Source organism: Vibrio sp. CUB2 (assembly GCF_001557945.1).
GTDB classification, from domain to species: Bacteria; Pseudomonadota; Gammaproteobacteria; order Enterobacterales; family Vibrionaceae; genus Vibrio; species Vibrio owensii.
The window spans coordinates 1-20,153 of the sequence record NZ_LNRB01000020.1; the positions used below are offsets into that span (position 1 = coordinate 1).

The window sequence follows — 20,153 nt, forward strand, 5'->3', positions numbered from 1 at the left end:
ACCTTCCTCACGACTGAAAGTGCTTTACAACCCGAAGGCCTTCTTCACACACGCGGCATGGCTGCATCAGGCTTGCGCCCATTGTGCAATATTCCCCACTGCTGCCTCCCGTAGGAGTCTGGACCGTGTCTCAGTTCCAGTGTGGCTGATCATCCTCTCAGACCAGCTAGGGATCGTCGCCTTGGTGAGCCATTACCTCACCAACTAGCTAATCCCACCTAGGCATATCCTGACGCGAGAGGCCCGAAGGTCCCCCTCTTTGGCCCGTAGGCATTATGCGGTATTAGCCATCGTTTCCAATGGTTATCCCCCACATCAGGGCAATTTCCTAGGCATTACTCACCCGTCCGCCGCTCGACGCCATTATCGTTCCCCGAAGGTTCAGATAACTCGTTTCCGCTCGACTTGCATGTGTTAGGCCTGCCGCCAGCGTTCAATCTGAGCCATGATCAAACTCTTCAATTTAAGATTTTGTTCGGCTCAATGAATACTGAACATTACATAAGTAATGTTTGAATTGACTGTGCTGAATCTTTCGATTCAATGGTCACTTCGTTTCATTGAAACCTAATTTGAAGCCGAAGCTTCTAATTGGATTATCATCAACGAGTGCCCACACAGATTGATAGGTCTATATTGTTAAAGAGCTTTCCTATTGAGCTTTGCTCAAATCGGACGGCCATTTTAGCGAGTTAAAGTTTAGTGTCAATCACTTTTTTCAAACTTTTTTCAAGCGTTTCCGCTTGGCTAATTGGCTTGCTAACTTGGCTTCTTACTTTCGAACTTTCGAAACCTAAGCTTCGAAGCGTTGCCGTGTCAGCGAGGTGGCATTATAGAGATTGCGATCACATTGGCAAGCCCTTTTTCTCGTTTTTTTTGATTTTTTTATCGTTTGAATGTTTTTTATTCTAAAAGGCGAGTTTTTGCTACTCTTCTCACCAGATATCACCGTTATTAACGCTTTATAAGGAGTAAAGATGAGTTCAATGAGAAGTTATAAAGGTATACGTCCTCAGTTGGGCGAACGTGTATATGTCGACTCAACCTCTGTTTTAGTCGGTGATATCCGAATTGGCGATGATTCTAGTATCTGGCCATTGGTCGCAGCTCGGGGCGATGTAAACCACATCCACATCGGAGAGCGAACCAACATTCAAGATGGCAGCGTACTTCATGTAACTCATAAGAACGCAGAAAATCCCAATGGCTACCCACTCCTCATTGGCAATGATGTCACCATAGGTCACAAAGTGATGTTGCATGGCTGCGAGATCCACGATCGCGTATTAGTCGGTATGGGAGCTATTGTATTAGACAACGTGGTGGTGGAATCAGATGTGATGATTGGTGCAGGAAGTTTGGTGCCACCAGGGAAGGTATTAGAAAGTGGTTATTTATATGTTGGAAGCCCTGTTAAGCAAGCTCGCCCTCTATCAGATAAAGAACGAGCTTTCTTGCAAAAGTCTGCCAACAACTATGTGCAGAACAAAGACGACTACATTAACGAAGTAGAAGACATCAAAGAGTAGCCAGGAATCGTCCGCTAATCGATAATGATATGGCCTTCTTCATCGAAGGCTTCATCTTCTATTAGCTCTTCGGCGATTTCTTCTAGATCGAATCGGTAATCAGTAAACACTTTGATTGCCGCTTGCTCAGTTTCAATCAGAGAACCACTAAGCTTTTCTAGCTTTTGTTTTGTTACATAGCACTCAATCAACGCACCAGATTGCTGCGCAGCAAAATTTACCGATTGCGAGGCTTCATCCCAAGACTGCATGTCAGGGAATAGGATAGATTGATTCATTGATTATTGACCTTCAAGATTCTTTCTTAGTTCTCTGAGAATTTGTTTGGCACCAGGACGTAAGCCACGCCAGAGCATGAAGCTTTCTGCAGCCTGCCCAACTAGCATTCCAAGACCGTCATACGCATGAGCGGCACCATTTTCTCTTGCCCATAAGTTAAAGCTCGTCACCCCTTTTCCATAAATCATGTCATAACTTGTGCTGTTGGCGGCAAAGATAGAGGAAGAGATTGCAGGCAGTTCACCACTAAGAGAAGCGGAAGTGGAGTTAATGATGACATCATACTCTTCATCAATACTTTCCATCTCTCTCGCTACGATAGGGCCGTGAGAGACAAACAACTCTGCAAGCTCCTGTGCTTTACTAAAGGTACGGTTGGTAATGGTTAAAGAAGTCGGCTTTTGATCGAGTAGTGGCTTAATAACACCACGAGCAGCACCACCAGCACCAATAATTAGGATTCGTGCACCTTCCAATACAACTTGGTGTTGAAGCAGATCTTGCACTAGACCTGCCCCATCGGTGTTGTCACCAATGATTTCACCATCATCTAACTTCTTGAGAGTGTTCACTGCGCCCGCCAACTGAGCACGCTCAGTCAGACGGCTAGCAAATTGATAAGCGTCTTCTTTAAATGGCATGGTAATGTTGCACCCCTTGCCACCTTCAGCAAAAAACACCTTCGCTGCGTCAATAAAGCCATCAACAGGTGCACTTTCTGCGGTGTACACCAAAGACTGATTGGTTTGACGGGCAAACAAGGTGTGAATGAATGGCGACTTACTGTGTCCGATAGGGTTACCAAACACGGCATAGCGATCAATTTGCTGAGTCATTTCCTTACCTTTATTCCTTACTTATATAGAAAAAAACAGGGCCACCTGATTACAGATGACCCTATCACTATCTATCTACATAGAAAAGGAGATTCAGCGCTTACCATTCTCGGGGCGTTAGGTATTGCTCGTAAAGCTCTGCCTCTGGTGAACCAGCTTGCGGCTCATAGCTGTATTCCCAACGCGCAAGTGGTGGCATCGACATTAGAATCGACTCGGTACGACCACCACTTTGCAAACCAAACAGAGTGCCACGGTCATACACTAGGTTGAACTCTACGTAACGACCACGTCGGTACAGTTGGAACTCGCGCTCACGCTCACCAAATTCAATGTCTTTACGACGAGAAACGATCGGTAGGTAAGCTTGACAGTATCCCTCACCAACCGCTTTGATGTAGTCAAAGCACTTATCAAATTCCCATTGGTTTAGGTCATCAAAGAACAGACCGCCGACACCGCGAGTTTCATTTCGATGTGGTAGGAAGAAGTATTTGTCACACCATGCTTTGTGCTCTGCGTAAACGTCTTCACCAAATGGCGCACAAAGCTGTTTTGCTGTGTCGTGCCATGATTGGCAATCTTCTTCAAATGGGTAGAAAGGCGTGAGGTCAAAACCACCACCAAACCACCAAATTGGGTCTTCGCCATCTTTCTCTGCAATAAAGAAGCGGACATTAGCGTGCGAAGTCGGTACATAAGGGTTTTTAGGGTGAATAACCAAAGAAACACCCATCGCTTCAAAACGACGCCCCGCTAACTCTGGACGATGTGCCGTCGCTGATGCTGGCATTTCATTACCCTCTACATGAGAGAAGTTAACTCCTCCTTGCTCGAAGATATGACCATCACGCAATACGCGAGTGCGGCCACCGCCACCAAGACGCTCTCCTTTTTCACGTTGCCATGCATCTTCGACAAAGACGGCCTTTCCATCTTCTTGTTCTAGTTGCTGACAAATGGAATCCTGAAGTGACATCAAGAACTGCTTTACGGCGTGCTTATCGATTGCTGACATACGTGTAGTACCTATTGATTGCTGACTAGCAGGGTTAGCCCTGTCTTAATATTTGCGAGGTTTTAGCATCACGGATTTCACTAGGCTTGTCACGACCACTGGTTTCACCACGTAAGATCGCCACAAGTCGGTCACCTAACTGTTCTTCAACTTCTTCCGTCGTCATACAAGGAGGCAGACCAGTAAGATTCGCGCTGGTAGAGGTTAGCGGCTTTCCGAATGCATTACACATCTTTTGTACTAAAGGATGATCAGTCACACGTACTGCAATCGAATCAAATTGACCCGATACCCAGTGAGAGACTTTGTCACTCGCTGGCATGATCCACGTGTATGGCCCTGGCCACGTCGCATGGACTTTATCTAACTGCTCTTGAGTCAACTGAGATTCATCAACATAAGGCAAAAGCTGCTCATAGCTAGCCGCAATAAGAATGAGCCCCTTCTCTACTGGGCGCTGCTTTAGCTCTAGCAACTTTTGAATCGCTTCTGGGTTATCTGGATCACAGCCGACACCAAATACGCCTTCTGTTGGATAGGCAATCACTTCGCCTTTTTGTAGTGCTTCAAGCACCTGTTCAAAGTTATCCACCAATTACTTCCTGATAGTCTTATCTGTTGTGTTTGCACTAAGTGTACAAATATTCATTCTCAGAGACTAAATCAATTTGTTTATAAAATGTATCAATACCATTTACAAACACACGCAAACGTTTGCTTGAGGTAAAAATCCCCGTATAATGCGCACAAATTTATCAGCTCACCTAATTTTGCAGCTTGAAGGAGTTTGAGATGAAAGTCGGTATCATCATGGGTTCTAAATCAGATTGGCCAACCATGAAACTAGCAGCAGACATGCTGGATCAATTTGGCGTGTCTTACGAAACAAAGGTGGTGTCAGCTCACCGTACTCCTCAATTATTGGCTGATTATGCAAGCAGCGCGAAAGAACGTGGCATTAAAGTCATCATCGCGGGTGCTGGCGGTGCCGCTCACCTACCAGGCATGGCAGCAGCGTTTACCAGCGTACCTGTACTTGGCGTCCCAGTTCAGTCTCGTGCGCTGAAAGGCATGGATTCACTGCTTTCTATCGTGCAAATGCCAAAGGGTATTGCGGTTGGTACATTGGCGATTGGCGAAGCTGGTGCAGCAAACGCTGGCATCCTAGCAGCTCAAATCCTTGGTACACATGATGAAGCGATCATGGCAAAAGTCGAAGCGTTCCGTAACGAACAAACGGAAACCGTATTGGCGAACCCAAACCCTGCTGAGGATTAATCAGATGCATGTACTGGTTCTTGGTGCGGGTCAACTAGCTCGTATGATGTCTCTGGCTGGTGCGCCACTGAATATTCAAATATCAGCTTACGATGTGGGCAGCGGTAACATCGTTCATCCACTGACTCAGCACGTAATAGGCAACGGCTTAGAGAATGCAATTGAACAAGTCGACGTCATTACTGCTGAGTTCGAGCATATCCCACATGATGTGCTCGATGTTTGCGAAGCGAGCGGTAAGTTCTTACCAAGTACGCAAGCCATCAAAGCAGGTGGTGATCGCCGCATTGAAAAGGCATTGCTTGATGATGCTGACGTGCGTAACGCGAAATACTACGTAATCGAAACTCGTGAAGACTTTGATCGCGCAATTGAACACGTTGGTATGCCAATGGTTCTGAAAAGTGCATTAGGTGGTTACGATGGTAAAGGCCAGTGGCGCTTAAAAGAAACTTCTCAAGTCGAAGACATTTGGACTGAGATGGCAGAGTGCATTGCCGCAACACCAACTCAAGCGATTGTTGCTGAGGAATTTGTCCCTTTTAACCGCGAAGTTTCACTGGTTGGTGCTCGCGGTAAAGATGGCAGCGTTGAAGTGTACCCTCTGGCAGAGAACGTCCACACCAATGGTGTATTGAGCCTTTCTACTGCGATTGATGCACCAGAGTTGCAAGAGCAAGCAAAACAGATGTTCACGGCCGTTGCCAACAGCTTGAATTACGTTGGTGTGCTAGCGCTGGAGTTCTTCGATGTTGACGGTACTTTGCTAGTCAATGAAATCGCACCACGCGTACACAACTCTGGTCACTGGACTCAACAAGGAGCAGAAACCTGTCAGTTTGAGAACCACCTACGCGCCGTATGCGGTATGCCTTTAGGTAGCACGAAGCTGGTTCGTGAAACCTCGATGCTTAATATTCTTGGTGAAGACACACTACCAGAAGCATTGCTAGCGATGGATGGTTACCACATTCATTGGTACGGCAAAGAAAAACGTGCGGGTCGCAAGATGGGCCACATCAACGTATGTGGTGACTACACTGGCGAACTTAATCGTAGACTTTGTGCATTAGCAGACGTATTGGATGAACAGGCTTTCCCTGCCGTACATGAATTTGCCAAGCAGTGGCAAGCATAGAAAAGCAGCGGAATAAATAACAAAAGGGTCGCATGATGCGACCCTTTTTAATTCGTACTGAAGGTTATTGCGATTGAGTATGCTGGCACTTACGACTCGCGCATTGCAGTTTAACCCCGCTGGCAAGTTTTTTTTCGACCAACAAGGTAAATCCACATTCCTCGCAGCGGCCTCTTACAGGCGGCAAGTTGACCGCAAACTTGCACTTCGGATAGTTGTCACACGCGTAGAATGTTTTACCAAATCGGGTTTTACGCTCAACCAAATGTCCTTTGCCACATTCAGGGCAAGCATGTTGCTCTTTCGCTTGCTGCTCTGGCTCAGGTTGGTTAATCGACTCAATATGATGGCATGCTGGGTAATGGCTACAACCAACGAACATACCGTAGCGCCCTTGGCGGAGTACCAATTCATTGCCACACTCAGGGCAAGGCACACCCAACTCTTTCACGATGTGACCGTCATTGCTGTGTAGCGGCTTAATGTAATCGCAACTTGGGTATTGGCTACAACCTAAAAAAGGACCGTGTTTACCGTGCTTAAGCGAAACTTCCCCACCGCATTTAGGGCAAGGTTCGCGCTCAAGCGCATGTTCATGTGCCGAGAAAAGGTTGTGATCGATTTTACTACTCATACTCACCACTCAAGCGAAGATATTAATGAAGAATACCTTGTTCCTTGGTGTACAGCAGCTCTTCCATCAGCGTGTAGGCGTTTTCGTTGCCTGGAACATTAAACAGCACCATAAGAATGATCCATTTAAGGTCCTCAAGCTCAAACTCATTGGTTTCAAGCCCCATGACACGGTCGATAACCATCTCACGCGTTTCTGTGGTCAGAACATTGATTTGCTCTAGGAACAACAAGAAACCACGACATTCGAGGTCCAGTCGCTGCATCTCTGAAGCGGTATAGATACGTGTCGATGCCGATGCAATGCAGGTTGAAATGGCTGAATGTTCATCGCTTTGTTGCAATGCCGCCAGCTCTTCTAACCAGACAAGGGCTTTGTAGATGTCTTTTTGCTGGAAGCCTGCACGAAGCAATTCATCTTCCAATTCGTCTTGTTCGACTTGTAACTCTGCATCGCTATGGATGTAGGTTTCGAATAGATACATAAGTATATCCATCATCATAGCTAGCCCCTCCCCTTTCGAATATAGCCACCGGATACTGCAACAACATGCCCTGAAAGCTCAAGCTCTAAGAGCTGCATCATGACTTCTTGGACAGGTATATTGGTCCTGCTTGCAAGAATATCAACTGGTGTAGCCTCATTTCCTACGTTAGCTAACAGCTGAGGAAATGGCAATTCTTCTTCATCAATTGGCGCAGAAAATAAATCTAAGCTCTGATTAATAGACCAGTCGAGTAAAGACTGTATTTCATTGAGCACCTCTTGAGTATTTTGTACGAGGCAAGCCCCGTTACGAATCAATTGATTACCACCACTGGCGTTAGGAGCATTAATCGAAGCTGGCAGAGCGAAAACTTCTCGACCTTGCTCAAGGGCATAGCGAGCAGTGATTAAGGAACCACTTTTTTCAGCCGCTTCCACCACCAAAACACCCAGCGACAAACCACTGATAATTCGATTACGACGTGGGAAGTTTTCTGCGCGAGGTTTAGCATCAGGACGAAACTCAGAGACAAGCGCACCATTTTCCATCACTCGCTGCGCTAAACCTCGGTGTCTTGCTGGGTACACTTGTTCCAACCCAGAACCAAGCACTGCGATGGTTTTACCGCCAGCTAAAAGCGCGCCATCATGAGCATGACCATCAATACCTAATGCTAAACCACTGGTGACGATCAGATCGTGTTGTACCAAGTCTGATGCAAAGCTTCTTGCATGTTGTAGTCCATCCACGCTGGCATTACGACTGCCAACCATGGCTATTTGTGGCTGAGACAAGCAGCTCGCGTCTCCCTTTACAAATAATAAAGGAGGCGGTGCGACGGTTTGTTTGAGAAGTGGCGGATACAAAGCATCCGCCAAAGTAAGAATATGATGATGAGAAGATGCAGCAGCCCAAGCCAGACAAGCATCGACTTCTTTATCGACCTTCGACCACGCTTGCAGTTGTTTCGCCGTTAAACCTAAAAGCTGAAGCTGCTCCGTGGAATATTGGACAATATTACTCGGCGTGTCTTTGCTCAGCAGCTTACTCAGCTTGACCCCGCCAATGCCTGGCAAACAACTCAGCTTTAACCAAGCGGCGAGATCCGTATCATTGTGTGGTTTCATTGGTGGTCGGTTCCTCTACCAGAGGAGAAACCACAGATACCTCTTTATTGATTGGTTTGGTGCTATTGGTGATCAGAGCAAGGCTGAAATATTCATAAGGGCGAATCACGAGTAATTCACCAACTTTACTCTGTGGCAAAGTGATCTTGGAGTCGAGAAAACCGTTGTCCTTGGCAAAGTCATCACCATCTTTATAAACAGGATGCGCATCTTCTTTAAGATCGAACACACTGCCTTGGCGAAGTTCGTCCGATGTGCCTTTATCGATCACCACCACTTGGTTAGTCGAACTAAAACGAATGCCTTCAATATTCCCCAATAACTTAGCAGAACTGCCTTGCGGCGAAGGTAATGGATAGAAGGTGGCCGTGAAATCCCCGTTTTCTAATGCTTGAACCGGCAAAGCAATATCATTACGGATGATCTCTTGCAGTTGAGTGGTGATTTTCAGTCCTGAAAATTCGTCTGACGCCTCGATCAACTCACCTTTGGCAATCAAACGCAATGCCGTGATTTGTTGTGATACATCATCTCGAGAGAAGGTTTCCACTGGTCGATATATTGCCCAATCTGTCCATGCTTGCTTGCCACTGATGTACAACGTGTCTTCTGCAGTCAGGTATTTACTGCCTTTACTGCTGCCCATCACCTTCGCTGCGTTTTCTAATGTCTCTTCATCCACTAAGCGATCGGACTTTAAGTACGGCATCACCAAACCTTCGGCTACAGTGGGTACTGCTTTCTTTTCAGTGATGCGAGCTTTAGGGCTGAGTTTTTTGACGGGTTTTAAGCTCAAGACTGGCTGACCGTTAATCCACACCAGCGATAACTTATCTCCCGGATAAATCAGGTGCGGGTTATCGATCTCTGGGTTCACTTGCCACAAACGAGGCCACAACCAAGGGCTATCAAGGTACATCGCTGAAATATCCCAAAGCGTATCACCTTTGACCACAACATAAGTTTTGGGTGCATCATCTTTAACGGTAAGTGGTTGGGAGTCCGTATTTGCTACAACATTGAAAGAGAAAAGTAACGGCAACGTAATACGAGAAACGTTGCGGAAAATTCGATTCATGACCCTCGTCCTTGGTCTATTAGGCAGTTACCAGAATGGAAATTGGTATCAGGATGCTGTCATTTAGGTCATAAAATGTCTAGAATTGAGCCAACAAGGTTTGTGCTGTTACGGCACAGTTCAATATTTCGAGTGAATATGTCTGTATTACAAGTATTAACATTCCCAGATGATCGCCTGCGTACCGTTGCAAAACCTGTAGAAGAGGTGACACCTGAGATTCAAAAAATCGTCGATAACATGATTGAAACCATGTACGACGAAGAAGGTATTGGCCTTGCGGCAACGCAGGTTGATGTCCACAAACGTATCGTAGTTATCGATATTTCAGAGACTCGCGATGAGCCGATGGTGCTTATCAACCCAGAGATTCTGGAAAAGCGTGGCGAAGACGGCATCGAAGAAGGCTGTCTATCGGTACCAGGTGCTCGCGCACTTGTGCCTCGCGCTGCTGAAGTTACGGTTAAAGCCCTAGATCGCGACGGCAAAGAATACACATTTGACGCTGACGATCTGCTAGCAATCTGCGTTCAACACGAACTAGACCACCTAATGGGTAAACTGTTCGTTGATTACCTATCGCCACTTAAGCGTAAGCGTATTCAAGACAAGCTAGCGAAAATCAAACGCTTTAACGAGAAACAGCAAAACGCTTAATCTCGATACAATTTAATTAGAAGGAAGCCTACCTTGAGTCAGTCTTTACGAATTGTCTTTGCAGGTACTCCGGATTTCGCCGCCCGTCACTTGGCGGCGTTGTTGTCTTCGGAGCACGAAGTAATTGCGGTATACACTCAACCAGACCGCCCAGCAGGTCGTGGTAAGAAGCTTACTGCCAGCCCAGTGAAAACCATCGCGCTTGAGCACAACATTCCGGTATACCAACCAGAAAACTTCAAATCAGATGAAGCCAAGCAAGAGCTTGCTGATCTGAACGCCGACATCATGGTGGTTGTGGCTTACGGTCTATTGCTTCCACAAGTCGTGCTAGATACGCCTAAATTGGGCTGTATTAACGTGCACGGTTCGATTCTTCCTCGCTGGCGTGGTGCAGCTCCTATCCAACGCTCAATTTGGGCTGGTGATGCAGAAACAGGTGTAACCATCATGCAGATGGACATTGGCTTGGATACAGGTGACATGCTGAAAATCGCAACATTGCCGATTGAAGCAAGTGACACCAGCGCATCTATGTACGAAAAACTTGCAGGCTTAGGCCCTGATGCACTGATTGACTGCCTAGCAGACATCGCAACAGGTAAAGCTGAGCCAGTGAAGCAAGATGACGAGCTTGCAAACTACGCGAAGAAGCTGAGCAAAGAAGAAGCACGCATTAATTGGAATGACGACGCGGCACACATCGAGCGTTGCGTTCGCGCATTCAACCCATGGCCAATGAGCCACTTTGAAGCGGCTGAAAACAGCATCAAAGTATGGCAAAGTCGTGTGGCGGAACAAACCAGTGACAAGCCAGCGGGCACTATTGTGCAAGCAGATAAAACCGGCATTTATGTTGCGACAGGCAATGGCACACTGGTACTGGAACAACTGCAAGTTCCGGGTAAAAAAGCCATGTCAGTTCAAGATATTTTGAACTCACGTGCATCTTGGTTTGAAGTTGGCACCCAACTGGTTTAAAAAGCCAGACAATAGTGTCAAAGACCAATAATACGAACTTTTAGAGGGCAGAGATGCCCTCCTTTACTTTAAGGTACTCATCATGAATGTTCGCGCTGCGGCTGCCAACGTCTTGTATCTTGTCGTCGACAAGGGCCACTCACTTTCAAGCGCTCTTCCAGCGGCTCAACAAAACGTACGACCACGTGACCACGCTCTTCTACAAGAGATCTGTTACGGCGCTCTACGTTACCTCCCTCGCCTAGAAATGATTGCAAACCAATTGATGGATAAGCCGTTAAAAGGCAAACAACGCGTTTTCCATCACCTTATTTTGGTTGGCATTTATCAACTAAGCTTCATGCGTATTCCTGCGCACGCTGCAGTCGGTGAAACAGTTGAAGGTACTAAAGAGCTGAAAGGTCCTCGTCTGCGCGGTCTTATCAACGCGGTATTGCGTAACTACCAGCGCAACCAAGAAGAGCTAGACCAAATGGCGGTCAGCAACAATGCGGGCAAGTACGGCCACCCAAGCTGGTTACTTAAACTGCTGCAAGAAGCTTACCCAGAGCAGTGGGAAAGCATTGTTGAAGCCAACAACCAAAAAGCACCAATGTGGCTGCGTGTAAACCACCAGCACCACACTCGTGATGAATACCTAACGCTACTCAAAAATGAAAACATTGATAGCACGCCACACACACAAGCAATGGACGCCCTAAAATTGGCCGCGCCATGCGATGTGATGAAACTACCGGGCTTTGAAAAAGGTTGGGTATCGGTGCAAGATGCGGCAGCACAGCTGTCGATTAATTATCTTGAACCAAAAGATGGCGAGCTGATCCTAGACTGCTGTGCAGCACCGGGCGGTAAGACGGCGCACATTCTTGAGCGTACGTCTGGCAGCGAAGTGGTAGCCATTGACTGCGACGACACACGCCTTAAACGTGTGCACGAAAACCTGAAGCGTCTCAACCTTCAGGCAAAAGTGGTTTGCGGCGATGCGCGTAATCCTCAAGAATGGTGGCAAGGCGAACAATTTGATCGCATTTTGCTGGACGCACCATGTTCTGCAACGGGCGTAATTCGTCGTCACCCAGACATCAAATGGCTACGTCGTGCTGATGATATTGCCGCACTTGCGGAACTACAGAGCGAAATTTTTGATGCAATGTGGACGCAACTGAAACCGGGCGGCACCATGGTTTACGCGACTTGCTCAATCACACCACAAGAAAACGTGGCGCAAGTAAAAGCGTTCTTAGCGCGCACTGAAAACGCGCAACTAGTGGACTCGGATCCCGAACAACCTGGTCGTCAGATTCTACCAGGCGAAGAAGATATGGATGGTTTCTACTACGCAGTGCTAACGAAAAAACACGCGTAACAGCATGCTAAATAGGGCGATTGAAGCGAATTCAATCGCCTTTTTCAGATAACGAGTAAAGAGTATGAAAATCATTATTCTTGGTGCTGGTCAGGTTGGCGGCACATTGGCAGAAAACCTCGTTGGTGAGAATAACGACATCACCATCGTCGACAAAAATGGCGACCGACTGCGAGAGTTGCAAGACAAGTACGATCTTCGTGTTGTTAATGGTCACGCGAGTCACCCAGATGTGTTGCGTGAAGCAGGTGCACAAGACGCCGACATGCTAGTTGCGGTGACCAACACCGATGAGACCAATATGGCCGCGTGTCAGGTTGCCTTCACTCTGTACAATACCCCAAACCGTGTTGCACGTATTCGTTCTCCAGAGTATCTGGCAGAAAAAGAAGCGCTATTCAAATCTGGTGCAATCCCTGTCGATCACCTTATCGCACCTGAAGAGCTGGTAACCAGCTACATCGAACGCCTCATCCAATACCCTGGCGCATTGCAAGTCGTCAGCTTTGCCGAGCAAAAAGTCAGCCTAGTCGCAGTAAAAGCCTACTATGGTGGCCCGCTGGTTGGTAACGCTCTATCCGCTCTGCGTGAACACATGCCACACATCGATACTCGTGTTGCTGCGATTTTCCGTCAAGGTCGCCCTATTCGTCCGCAAGGCACCACCATCATAGAAGCTGATGATGAAGTCTTCTTTGTTGCAGCAAGTAACCACATTCGCTCGGTAATGAGTGAACTTCAGCGCCTTGAGAAACCTTACCGCCGCATCATGATTGTTGGTGGTGGTAACATCGGTGCCAGCTTAGCAAAACGTCTTGAGCAAGCTTACAGTGTGAAGTTAATTGAGCGTAACTATCAGCGTGCAGAAAAACTGTCTGAGCAGCTAGAAAACACCATCGTCTTCTGTGGTGATGCTGCGGATCAAGAACTGCTGACCGAAGAAAACATCGACCAAGTAGATGTGTTCATCGCGTTAACCAACGAGGATGAAACCAACATCATGTCAGCGATGTTAGCAAAACGCATGGGCGCGAAGAAAGTGATGGTGCTGATCCAGCGCGGCGCTTATGTCGACCTAGTACAAGGCGGCGTGATTGATGTGGCGATCTCACCACAGCAAGCGACGATTTCTGCTCTACTCACGCACGTTCGTCGTGCTGACATCGTTAACGTATCTTCTCTGCGTCGTGGCGCGGCAGAAGCAATCGAAGCCGTTGCGCACGGTGACGAAACCACATCGAAAGTGGTCGGTCGCGCGATTGGTGATATCAAACTCCCACCAGGAACCACCATTGGTGCTATCGTTCGTGGCGAAGAAGTTCTTATCGCACACGACCGTACCGTCATCGAACAAGATGACCACGTCGTGATGTTCCTGGTCGACAAAAAGTACGTACCAGACGTCGAAGCGCTGTTCCAGCCGAGTCCATTCTTCCTCTAGGATTTTCCTATGGTCAACTTACGTCCCGTACTGTTTGTTATCGGGCTGGTTTTATCCAAACTGGCCCTTTTTATGTACGTGCCGACTTTGGTCGCGTTTTTCACAGGTACGGGCGGATTCCTCGATTTCGCCCAAGCCGTTGTGATCACCCACCTAGCCGCATTCATCTGTTTGACGATTGGTCGAACCGCCAAGTTCAAACTCAGTGTGCGTGATATGTTCCTCATCACCAGTTTGGTATGGACCATCGCCAGTGCGTTTGCTGCATTGCCGTTTGTGTTTATCAACCACATTAGTTTTACCGACGCCTATTTCGAAACCATGTCTGGCATCACCACCACAGGCTCTACTGTGCTCAGTGGTTTAGACAACATGGCGCCGAGTATCTTGTTGTGGCGTTCCATCTTGCAATGGTTGGGTGGTATTGGCTTTATCGTAATGGCGGTAGCTATCCTACCGATGCTTAACGTTGGTGGTATGAAGCTATTCCAAACCGAATCGTCTGATTGGTCTGATAAGAGCAGCCCGAGAGCCAAAACCGTCGCGAAGAACATCGTATTGGTGTACTTGATGCTGACAGGCTTGTGTATTGTGGGTTATTTGCTGACTGGCATGAACCTGTTTGAAGCCATCAACCACGCCTTCACAACCCTATCCACCGGCGGTTACTCAACGTCTGATGGTTCGATGAACCACTTCTCTAATGGTGCGCACTGGGTCGCAACCACCTTTATGTTCCTTGGTGGCCTGCCATTCCTGTTGTTTGTTGCCGCGCTACGCAAGCGCAGTGTCGAAGTATTAATTAGAGATGCTCAGGTACGCGGTTTTGCCTACCTGTTCTTATTCTCTAGCTTAGTGGTTTCTGCTTGGTTGGTGATTCGCGATGGCTACACCATTTTGGATGCAATGCGCGTTTCAATGTTCAATATCGTGTCGGTGGTGACGACAACTGGGTTTGGTCTAGAAGACTTCACCGCATGGGGCGCTCTACCTACCACGTTGTTTGCTTTCTTAATGATGGCGGGCGCGTGTTCGGGCTCGACCTCTGGCGGGATTAAAATCTTCCGCTTCCAGATCGCAATGACGCTGCTTAACAAGCAAATCATGAAACTGATTCACCCATCTGGCGTGTTCGTTCAACGCTACAACCAACGACCAGTGAATGACGATATTGTTCGTTCAGTGGTGGCATTTGGTTTGATGTTCTTTATCACCATCATCTTTATCGCAGGCTGCTTAAGCGCACTAGGTCTAGACCCTGTGACCAGTATTTCTGGTTCCATTACCGCAGTAGCGAACGTGGGCCCGGGTATGGGCAGCGTGATTGGCCCAACAGGTAACTTTGCACCTTTACCAGACGCTGCTAAGTGGCTGCTAAGCTTTGGTATGTTGATGGGCCGTCTGGAAATTCTGACTATTCTTGTACTGTTCTTCCCTGCGTTTTGGCGCCGTTAAACAGACTCAAATAAAAGGTATAACAATGAAAACATGGATCACTCTGGCGACCCTACTCGCCTCTTCATCGGTTTACGCAGCCGAAGTTGTGAAACTGGCGGATGGGCGCGAAGTAAAACTGAACGACGACTTCACATGGGAATATGTCGTGAAAAAGGCCACACCAAAAGCCGCAGAGACCACACTAGAGAAAGTTGAAGCAGTAGAAGCTGCGGCTGTCGTAGCCTCAACCACCGCCGTTGAAGCCGTGGCAACTTCAGCTCCTGCAACAACAGAGATGGCGACAATTCCGGTTGTGAACAAGAAAGTCGGTACTACCGTTGTTGTAAACGCGAAGAAGCCAACCATGCAGCTGTCTGATTCAGGAGTGGATGTATTGATTGGCTCGGCAAGCTATGAAGATGGTGAACTGGTCTTCCCTACTTCTATCACTAACCAAAACTCACAATCGGTGATTCAGGTAGAAGTGGAAGTGCAGGTATTCGATATGGCTGGCAAACAATTAGCGAAAGAAAACATCACGGTTTGGCAGTCTATCAAACGCATGGCAGATACCTACCTTCGCCCACAACAGGCCGAGCAAGGTAAAGCGATTAAACTGGCAGTGCCACAGTCGCAGCAATACCAGTTCTCAGCAGAAGTATTAGAAGTGAAAACTCGCTAATACGATAAGACATGCTTTGTCGGGTTTATCTCTATCAGTTAGATAGGCTCGACAAAGTAATAAATCGCGAAGAAGTGACATACACAACCCGCCAACACAAATCCGTGCCAAATTGCGTGATTAAATGGGATTCGCTTGGCAACGTAGAAAATCACCCCAATCGAATACACCAACCCACCCGCAGCTAAAAGCGTCAAACCACCAATATCCAGATTTATCGCCAGTTGGTAAATCACGATCAAAGATAACCAGCCCATCACCAGATACGTCATCAAAGACAATTTTTTGAATCGATAGACAAACGCGACTTTCATGATGATGCCGATCAGCGCGATGGTCCAAATAACAATCATCAACCCAATCGCCAATGGGGTGCGCAGGCTAACCAATAGAAACGGTGTGTAGCTACCCGCAATCAAAAGATAGATGGCGCAGTGATCGAAGGTTTTCAGCCAACGCTTAGCTTTTGGATATGGGATCGCATGGTAGAGCGTAGAGGCCAGAAACAGGACAATCATGCTAGAACCATAGATCGCCATACTGGTAATGGTTAACGCGTCGGCTTGGTGGTCGACGGCTTTAATCAATAGTAGTACCAAGCCAACAATACCGAAAATCATTCCGATACCATGGGTAATGGAGTTGGCCAGTTCTTCGCCCTGACTGTATTGTGCTTTCTGAGGTGAGGACATGAACGTGCCTATACTAGAGTTTTGAATATTCACTCTAGTATGGCACATTAAGCGTACACGTGTAAGCTTAAATTAAGACTCGTGTGCAGCCGTGGTTTGTTCGAGGTAATTCAGGATTAATGGGCCAACGTCATCCAGTTTCGTGTTCACCGGAATGCTCAGTTCGCGTTTTAGTTTGCCACTCCCGAGTAAGCTCGCCAGCATGCCACTTGCTCCACTGCGGGTACGGTCTACTTCAAACCACAGTTTGAGGTTTTGCTCGTCGCGGTGAGCAACAAATTCCAACTCTCGCCATACGCCATGATATGGGCCATCGGTTGGCACCATTTCAAACTCTTGTACAAATGGTAGGTCGAAGCCTTTAACTTCTTCGCACTCTACTTGGCGAATGCGCAAACCTTGCGATTCAAAAGCAGACAAAACGGCATCCATAAGTGGGTCAGGTCTAACGGTGAGAATGTCTTTGTCGGTAGGATCGAGTGCCATCGCAACGTCCAAACCCGTTTCTAGCCAGACTTTGGCATCACCGATGGTGACAGGGGTATTCCACGGCACATCAAGTTTAACTTCGAAGGTTCGATCTTCGCCGGGATGGATAGTAAATGCGTATGGGAGGTTCCACTTTGCCAGAACATGCGTTTGGGGTACGCGTCGCATGCTGTGCCCTTCTCTTGCTCCGCGATCGTCTGGCGCTTCCGCGATATAACGACAACACAGCTTGAGATCGATGTTATCGATCGCTTGTTCGGTCGCTCCGCCATAGACGTGGATAGAGACATCCACACTCTGACCGGGAAACAGCACGTCTTGGTTTAGGATCGAATCAACCTTGGCACTGCCGATCCCAAAACTCGCAAGTGTCTTCTTCAAAAATGACATATGCACCTCCTTGGTAGAGATCTCATACTACTACTGCTGATCATGGGATCAAAACAAATTTTCGTCTCGAATTCGCACAGAAAACCATAAATTCCATACAATTCAACTGCTCAACTATCGACCAATTATGACAGGAGTGCTAACCTATACATGATATGCATGCATATCGTTATTCCTGATTCATTATTTGGATTGGCGAGAGCCAGAAGAGCCACCCTTCAAGCAGTTGAAGCTCAACTCATAGTGAGTTAGGCCATTACATCGGCAATGGATATGCCTGGCAGTTAGGTATCTAAATGCGCCCAACAACAGTCAGGTTCGCACATACAAATCGTAGTGCAATGCGCCGTCGCAGTGGTTTTACTACTGCGCCAAAGGCAAAACTAGTTGCGCCAGCAATGACTCTGGTTGAGAAGACAGCGATTGTGCCAAGTGTTCCAAACAAAGTTATCAAAGCAGCTTAATTAAAAAGCGCGGCAATCACCGCGCTTTTTTCTTTTCTCTCCGCCCTTTCCTATTTGGTGTTCGCCAAGCAATTTGATACCTTTAGTAGCAAATAACACCTATAAATTCTGTGGAGAAAGAAATGAAGTGTCATCGTATTGAAGAGCTGCTTGAGCTACTAGAGCCTGAGTGGCATAAAGACCAAGAAATGAACCTGCTACAGTTCATCATGAAACTGGCAAACGAAGCGGGTTACGAAGGTAAACTGGAAGATCTCACCGACGACGTGCTGATCTACCACCTAAAAATGCGCAACAGCGGCAAAGATGAAATGATCCCTGGTCTTAAGAAAGACCAAGAAGATGATTTCAAAACAGCGATCCTACGCGCACGCGGTATCATCAAGTAAACCGCTCAACACCCAGCATTGATAAGCGACTCATTTGAGTCGCTTTTTTTATAACTAAATCAAACAGTTCAAAAAGGTATTTATAACTGTTCAGTCATTTATCAGGTTAACTGTACTGACTTTTGTTGTTAAACGTTGACTGCGTTAAAGAAACGGAATTGTTATTGATTGTATAATCGCCGTTCATCAGTATTTACTAAAATAATTATGTCCCGTCATGAATAATGATATGGGCGAAGCAGCAATGTCATCGAGTGACATCATTAGAAATGTCACCGTACATTATAAGAAAGCCTAAAGAAGGATGAGTGCATGAGTCAGGATAAGATTGATATCAAAGATGTGACTCCAAAAACCTTTAACCCGAAAACCCACAAAGGGAACGGGGATCGTTTCAACCCAAGTAATCGAATCTATGTACGTGAGAGTAAAGGCACGTTTCAAAAGCTGCGTCGTTATGGCGGTTGGTTTTTGTTGCTGTTGTTTGCATTGGTTCCATGGATTCCTTACGGCGAGCGCCAAGCCATTTTGCTGGACATCGGTAACCAGCAGTTCAACTTTTTCGGCACAACGCTGTATCCACAAGACCTTACCCTACTCGCACTGCTGTTTGTAATAGCCGCGTTTGGGCTGTTCTTTATCACCACCTTCTTGGGGCGGGTTTGGTGTGGCTACTTGTGCCCGCAAACCGTGTGGACCTTCATTTATATCTGGTTTGAGGAAAAACTCGAAGGCAGTGCTAATAAACGCCGTAAGCAGGACTCCAATAAACTGACAGCCAATTTAGCAATGCGCAAAACCATCAAGCACATAGCGTGGTTTGCGATAGCGCTCGCCACTGGCTTCACCTTTGTCGGTTATTTCGTGCCGATGAAGCAGCTAGTTATCGACTTCTTCACCTTTAATGCCAACTTCTGGCCAGTCTTCTGGGTGATGTTCTTTGCCATTTGTACCTACGGCAATGCAGGCTGGATGCGCTCTATTATGTGTATTCACATGTGTCCTTACGCGCGTTTCCAATCGGCGATGTTCGACAAAGACACTTTCATTGTGGGTTACGACACCAAACGTGGTGAGAAGCGCGGCCCTCGTTCACGCAAAGCCGATCCAAAACAGCTTGGTTTAGGTGACTGTATCGATTGTGACTTGTGTGTTCAGGTATGTCCTACCGGCATCGACATTCGTGATGGCTTGCAGTATGAATGTATCAATTGTGGTGCGTGTATTGATGCGTGTGACAACACCATGGAACGCATGGGTTACGAGAAAGGTCTGATCAACTACACCACGGAACATCGTCTCTCAGGCAAAAGCACCAAAGTTATGCGTCCGAAACTGCTTGGCTATGGCGCAGTGCTCTTAGTCATGATTGGCCTGTTCTTCCTACAAGTGGCATCGGTTGATCCAGCAGGCATGAGTGTTCTACGTGACCGTAACCAATTGTTCCGAGTGAACAGCTCTGGCGAAGTAGAAAACACCTATACCTTGAAAGTGATCAACAAAACTCAACAAGTTCAAGAGTACGACTTGAACGTCGAAGGTTTGAGTGATGTTAGCTGGTATGGCAAACAAACCATTCAAGTTGAACCAGGAGAGGTATTGAACTTACCAATGAGCCTTGGCGCAGATCCTGACAAGCTAGACTCTGCGATCACGACAATTCAGTTTATACTCACCGATAAGAGCAACGAATTCACCATTGAAGTGGAAAGCCGATTTATCAAGAAGCTATAACTTCAATGACCAATGGAAAAAGGCTCA

At 47.1% G+C, this 20,153-nt stretch carries 22 protein-coding genes and 1 rRNA gene; 12 read left to right on the forward strand and 11 right to left on the reverse strand.

Translation table 11 applies throughout. The features are described 5' to 3' along the window. Positions 1 to 465, reverse strand: a 16S ribosomal RNA gene (locus tag ATB78_RS23555); the annotation flags it as partial. A 512-nt stretch (positions 466 to 977) separates the two neighbouring features. On the opposite strand from ATB78_RS23555, the gene ATB78_RS23560 reads away from it, so the two are divergent. After that, entirely contained in the window at positions 978 to 1,529 is a 552-nt protein-coding gene (locus ATB78_RS23560) for a gamma carbonic anhydrase family protein (RefSeq protein WP_061010782.1), read from the forward strand. 14 nt (positions 1,530 to 1,543) lie between these two features. Here the strand turns inward: ATB78_RS23560 and ATB78_RS23565 are convergent, their stop codons facing one another. The 4 genes from ATB78_RS23565 to ATB78_RS23580 all read right to left on the reverse strand — a co-directional run bounded on the left by ATB78_RS23565 (position 1,544) and on the right by ATB78_RS23580 (position 4,254). Then, positions 1,544 to 1,807 (reverse strand): DUF1488 domain-containing protein, encoded by a 264-nt coding sequence (locus tag ATB78_RS23565; protein ID WP_009708001.1) that lies wholly within the window; start codon positions 1,805 to 1,807, stop codon positions 1,544 to 1,546. A 3-nt stretch (positions 1,808 to 1,810) separates the two neighbouring features. Beyond that, positions 1,811 to 2,644 carry a shikimate dehydrogenase gene (aroE, locus tag ATB78_RS23570; protein ID WP_042523879.1) on the reverse strand — a complete coding sequence of 278 codons (834 nt, stop codon included), beginning with the start codon at positions 2,642 to 2,644 and terminating at the stop codon, positions 1,811 to 1,813. 100 nt (positions 2,645 to 2,744) lie between these two features. Next, on the reverse strand, positions 2,745 to 3,662 hold the full coding sequence (hemF, locus tag ATB78_RS23575; RefSeq protein WP_005440740.1) for an oxygen-dependent coproporphyrinogen oxidase: 918 nt from the start codon (positions 3,660 to 3,662) through the stop codon (positions 2,745 to 2,747). 34 nt (positions 3,663 to 3,696) lie between these two features. Then, positions 3,697 to 4,254 (reverse strand): L-threonylcarbamoyladenylate synthase, encoded by a 558-nt coding sequence (locus ATB78_RS23580; protein ID WP_020196744.1) that lies wholly within the window; start codon positions 4,252 to 4,254, stop codon positions 3,697 to 3,699. Positions 4,255 to 4,454: 200 nt separating this feature from the next. Here ATB78_RS23580 and purE point away from each other — a divergent pair, with 200 nt between their 5' ends. Together purE and ATB78_RS23590 are read left to right on the forward strand one after the other, a co-directional pair. Further along, the gene (gene purE, locus ATB78_RS23585; RefSeq protein WP_005440742.1) at positions 4,455 to 4,940 is read left to right on the forward strand and encodes a 5-(carboxyamino)imidazole ribonucleotide mutase; all 486 of its coding nucleotides are present in this window, start codon (positions 4,455 to 4,457) and stop codon (positions 4,938 to 4,940) included. A gap of 4 nt (positions 4,941 to 4,944) precedes the next feature. Next, the gene (locus ATB78_RS23590) at positions 4,945 to 6,078 is read left to right on the forward strand and encodes a 5-(carboxyamino)imidazole ribonucleotide synthase (protein ID WP_061010784.1); all 1,134 of its coding nucleotides are present in this window, start codon (positions 4,945 to 4,947) and stop codon (positions 6,076 to 6,078) included. 64 nt (positions 6,079 to 6,142) lie between these two features. On the opposite strand, the gene ATB78_RS23595 is transcribed toward ATB78_RS23590, so the two are convergent. Genes ATB78_RS23595 through ATB78_RS23610 form a run of 4 tightly spaced genes read right to left on the reverse strand, consistent with a single transcriptional unit; the run spans position 6,143 to position 9,404 of the window. Continuing rightward, positions 6,143 to 6,712 carry a topoisomerase DNA-binding C4 zinc finger domain-containing protein gene (locus tag ATB78_RS23595; protein WP_009708006.1) on the reverse strand — a complete coding sequence of 190 codons (570 nt, stop codon included), beginning with the start codon at positions 6,710 to 6,712 and terminating at the stop codon, positions 6,143 to 6,145. A 22-nt stretch (positions 6,713 to 6,734) separates the two neighbouring features. Beyond that, positions 6,735 to 7,214 carry a DUF494 family protein gene (locus ATB78_RS23600; RefSeq protein ID WP_005429833.1) on the reverse strand — a complete coding sequence of 160 codons (480 nt, stop codon included), beginning with the start codon at positions 7,212 to 7,214 and terminating at the stop codon, positions 6,735 to 6,737. A gap of 2 nt (positions 7,215 to 7,216) precedes the next feature. After that, the gene (gene dprA, locus ATB78_RS23605; RefSeq protein ID WP_039987202.1) at positions 7,217 to 8,326 is read right to left on the reverse strand and encodes a DNA-processing protein DprA; all 1,110 of its coding nucleotides are present in this window, start codon (positions 8,324 to 8,326) and stop codon (positions 7,217 to 7,219) included. Next, a complete protein-coding gene (locus ATB78_RS23610) occupies positions 8,310 to 9,404 on the reverse strand; it encodes a LysM peptidoglycan-binding domain-containing protein (protein WP_061010786.1) in 1,095 nt (364 codons plus the stop codon). Before ATB78_RS23610 ends, dprA begins: the two co-directional genes overlap by 17 nt. A gap of 138 nt (positions 9,405 to 9,542) precedes the next feature. Between ATB78_RS23610 and def the strand changes: the two genes are divergently transcribed. From def to ATB78_RS23640, 6 genes are all read left to right on the forward strand, one after another. Further along, positions 9,543 to 10,061: a peptide deformylase gene (gene def / locus ATB78_RS23615; RefSeq protein ID WP_020196738.1), complete on the forward strand. Its 519-nt coding sequence runs from the start codon at positions 9,543 to 9,545 to the stop codon at positions 10,059 to 10,061. A 33-nt stretch (positions 10,062 to 10,094) separates the two neighbouring features. Continuing rightward, positions 10,095 to 11,042, forward strand: coding sequence for a methionyl-tRNA formyltransferase (gene fmt, locus ATB78_RS23620; protein ID WP_061010788.1), 948 nt, complete (start codon positions 10,095 to 10,097; stop codon positions 11,040 to 11,042). An 82-nt stretch (positions 11,043 to 11,124) separates the two neighbouring features. Further along, positions 11,125 to 12,408, forward strand: coding sequence for a 16S rRNA (cytosine(967)-C(5))-methyltransferase RsmB (gene rsmB / locus ATB78_RS23625; RefSeq protein WP_061010790.1), 1,284 nt, complete (start codon positions 11,125 to 11,127; stop codon positions 12,406 to 12,408). A gap of 64 nt (positions 12,409 to 12,472) precedes the next feature. After that, positions 12,473 to 13,849 (forward strand): Trk system potassium transporter TrkA, encoded by a 1,377-nt coding sequence (gene trkA, locus ATB78_RS23630; protein ID WP_005440765.1) that lies wholly within the window; start codon positions 12,473 to 12,475, stop codon positions 13,847 to 13,849. Between the two features lie 9 nt (positions 13,850 to 13,858). Then, on the forward strand, positions 13,859 to 15,304 hold the full coding sequence (locus ATB78_RS23635; protein WP_061010791.1) for a TrkH family potassium uptake protein: 1,446 nt from the start codon (positions 13,859 to 13,861) through the stop codon (positions 15,302 to 15,304). Positions 15,305 to 15,329: 25 nt separating this feature from the next. Further along, positions 15,330 to 15,968 (forward strand): DUF3157 family protein, encoded by a 639-nt coding sequence (locus tag ATB78_RS23640; protein ID WP_061010793.1) that lies wholly within the window; start codon positions 15,330 to 15,332, stop codon positions 15,966 to 15,968. 38 nt (positions 15,969 to 16,006) lie between these two features. Here the strand turns inward: ATB78_RS23640 and ATB78_RS23645 are convergent, their stop codons facing one another. Then, positions 16,007 to 16,660 (reverse strand): hemolysin III family protein, encoded by a 654-nt coding sequence (locus ATB78_RS23645; protein WP_020196733.1) that lies wholly within the window; start codon positions 16,658 to 16,660, stop codon positions 16,007 to 16,009. Between the two features lie 72 nt (positions 16,661 to 16,732). Next, positions 16,733 to 17,539 (reverse strand): sporulation protein, encoded by an 807-nt coding sequence (locus ATB78_RS23650; RefSeq protein WP_020196732.1) that lies wholly within the window; start codon positions 17,537 to 17,539, stop codon positions 16,733 to 16,735. 296 nt (positions 17,540 to 17,835) lie between these two features. On the opposite strand from ATB78_RS23650, the gene ATB78_RS29615 reads away from it, so the two are divergent. From ATB78_RS29615 to ccoG, 3 genes are all read left to right on the forward strand, one after another. Then, positions 17,836 to 18,003 (forward strand): hypothetical protein, encoded by a 168-nt coding sequence (locus ATB78_RS29615; protein WP_020196731.1) that lies wholly within the window; start codon positions 17,836 to 17,838, stop codon positions 18,001 to 18,003. Between the two features lie 122 nt (positions 18,004 to 18,125). Beyond that, positions 18,126 to 18,392, forward strand: coding sequence for a YihD family protein (locus tag ATB78_RS23655; RefSeq protein ID WP_005429763.1), 267 nt, complete (start codon positions 18,126 to 18,128; stop codon positions 18,390 to 18,392). Between the two features lie 312 nt (positions 18,393 to 18,704). Then, positions 18,705 to 20,126, forward strand: a complete 1,422-nt coding sequence (ccoG, locus tag ATB78_RS23660) for a cytochrome c oxidase accessory protein CcoG (RefSeq protein ID WP_041061113.1) — start codon at positions 18,705 to 18,707, stop codon at positions 20,124 to 20,126. The last annotated feature ends 27 nt before the right edge of the window (positions 20,127 to 20,153 follow it).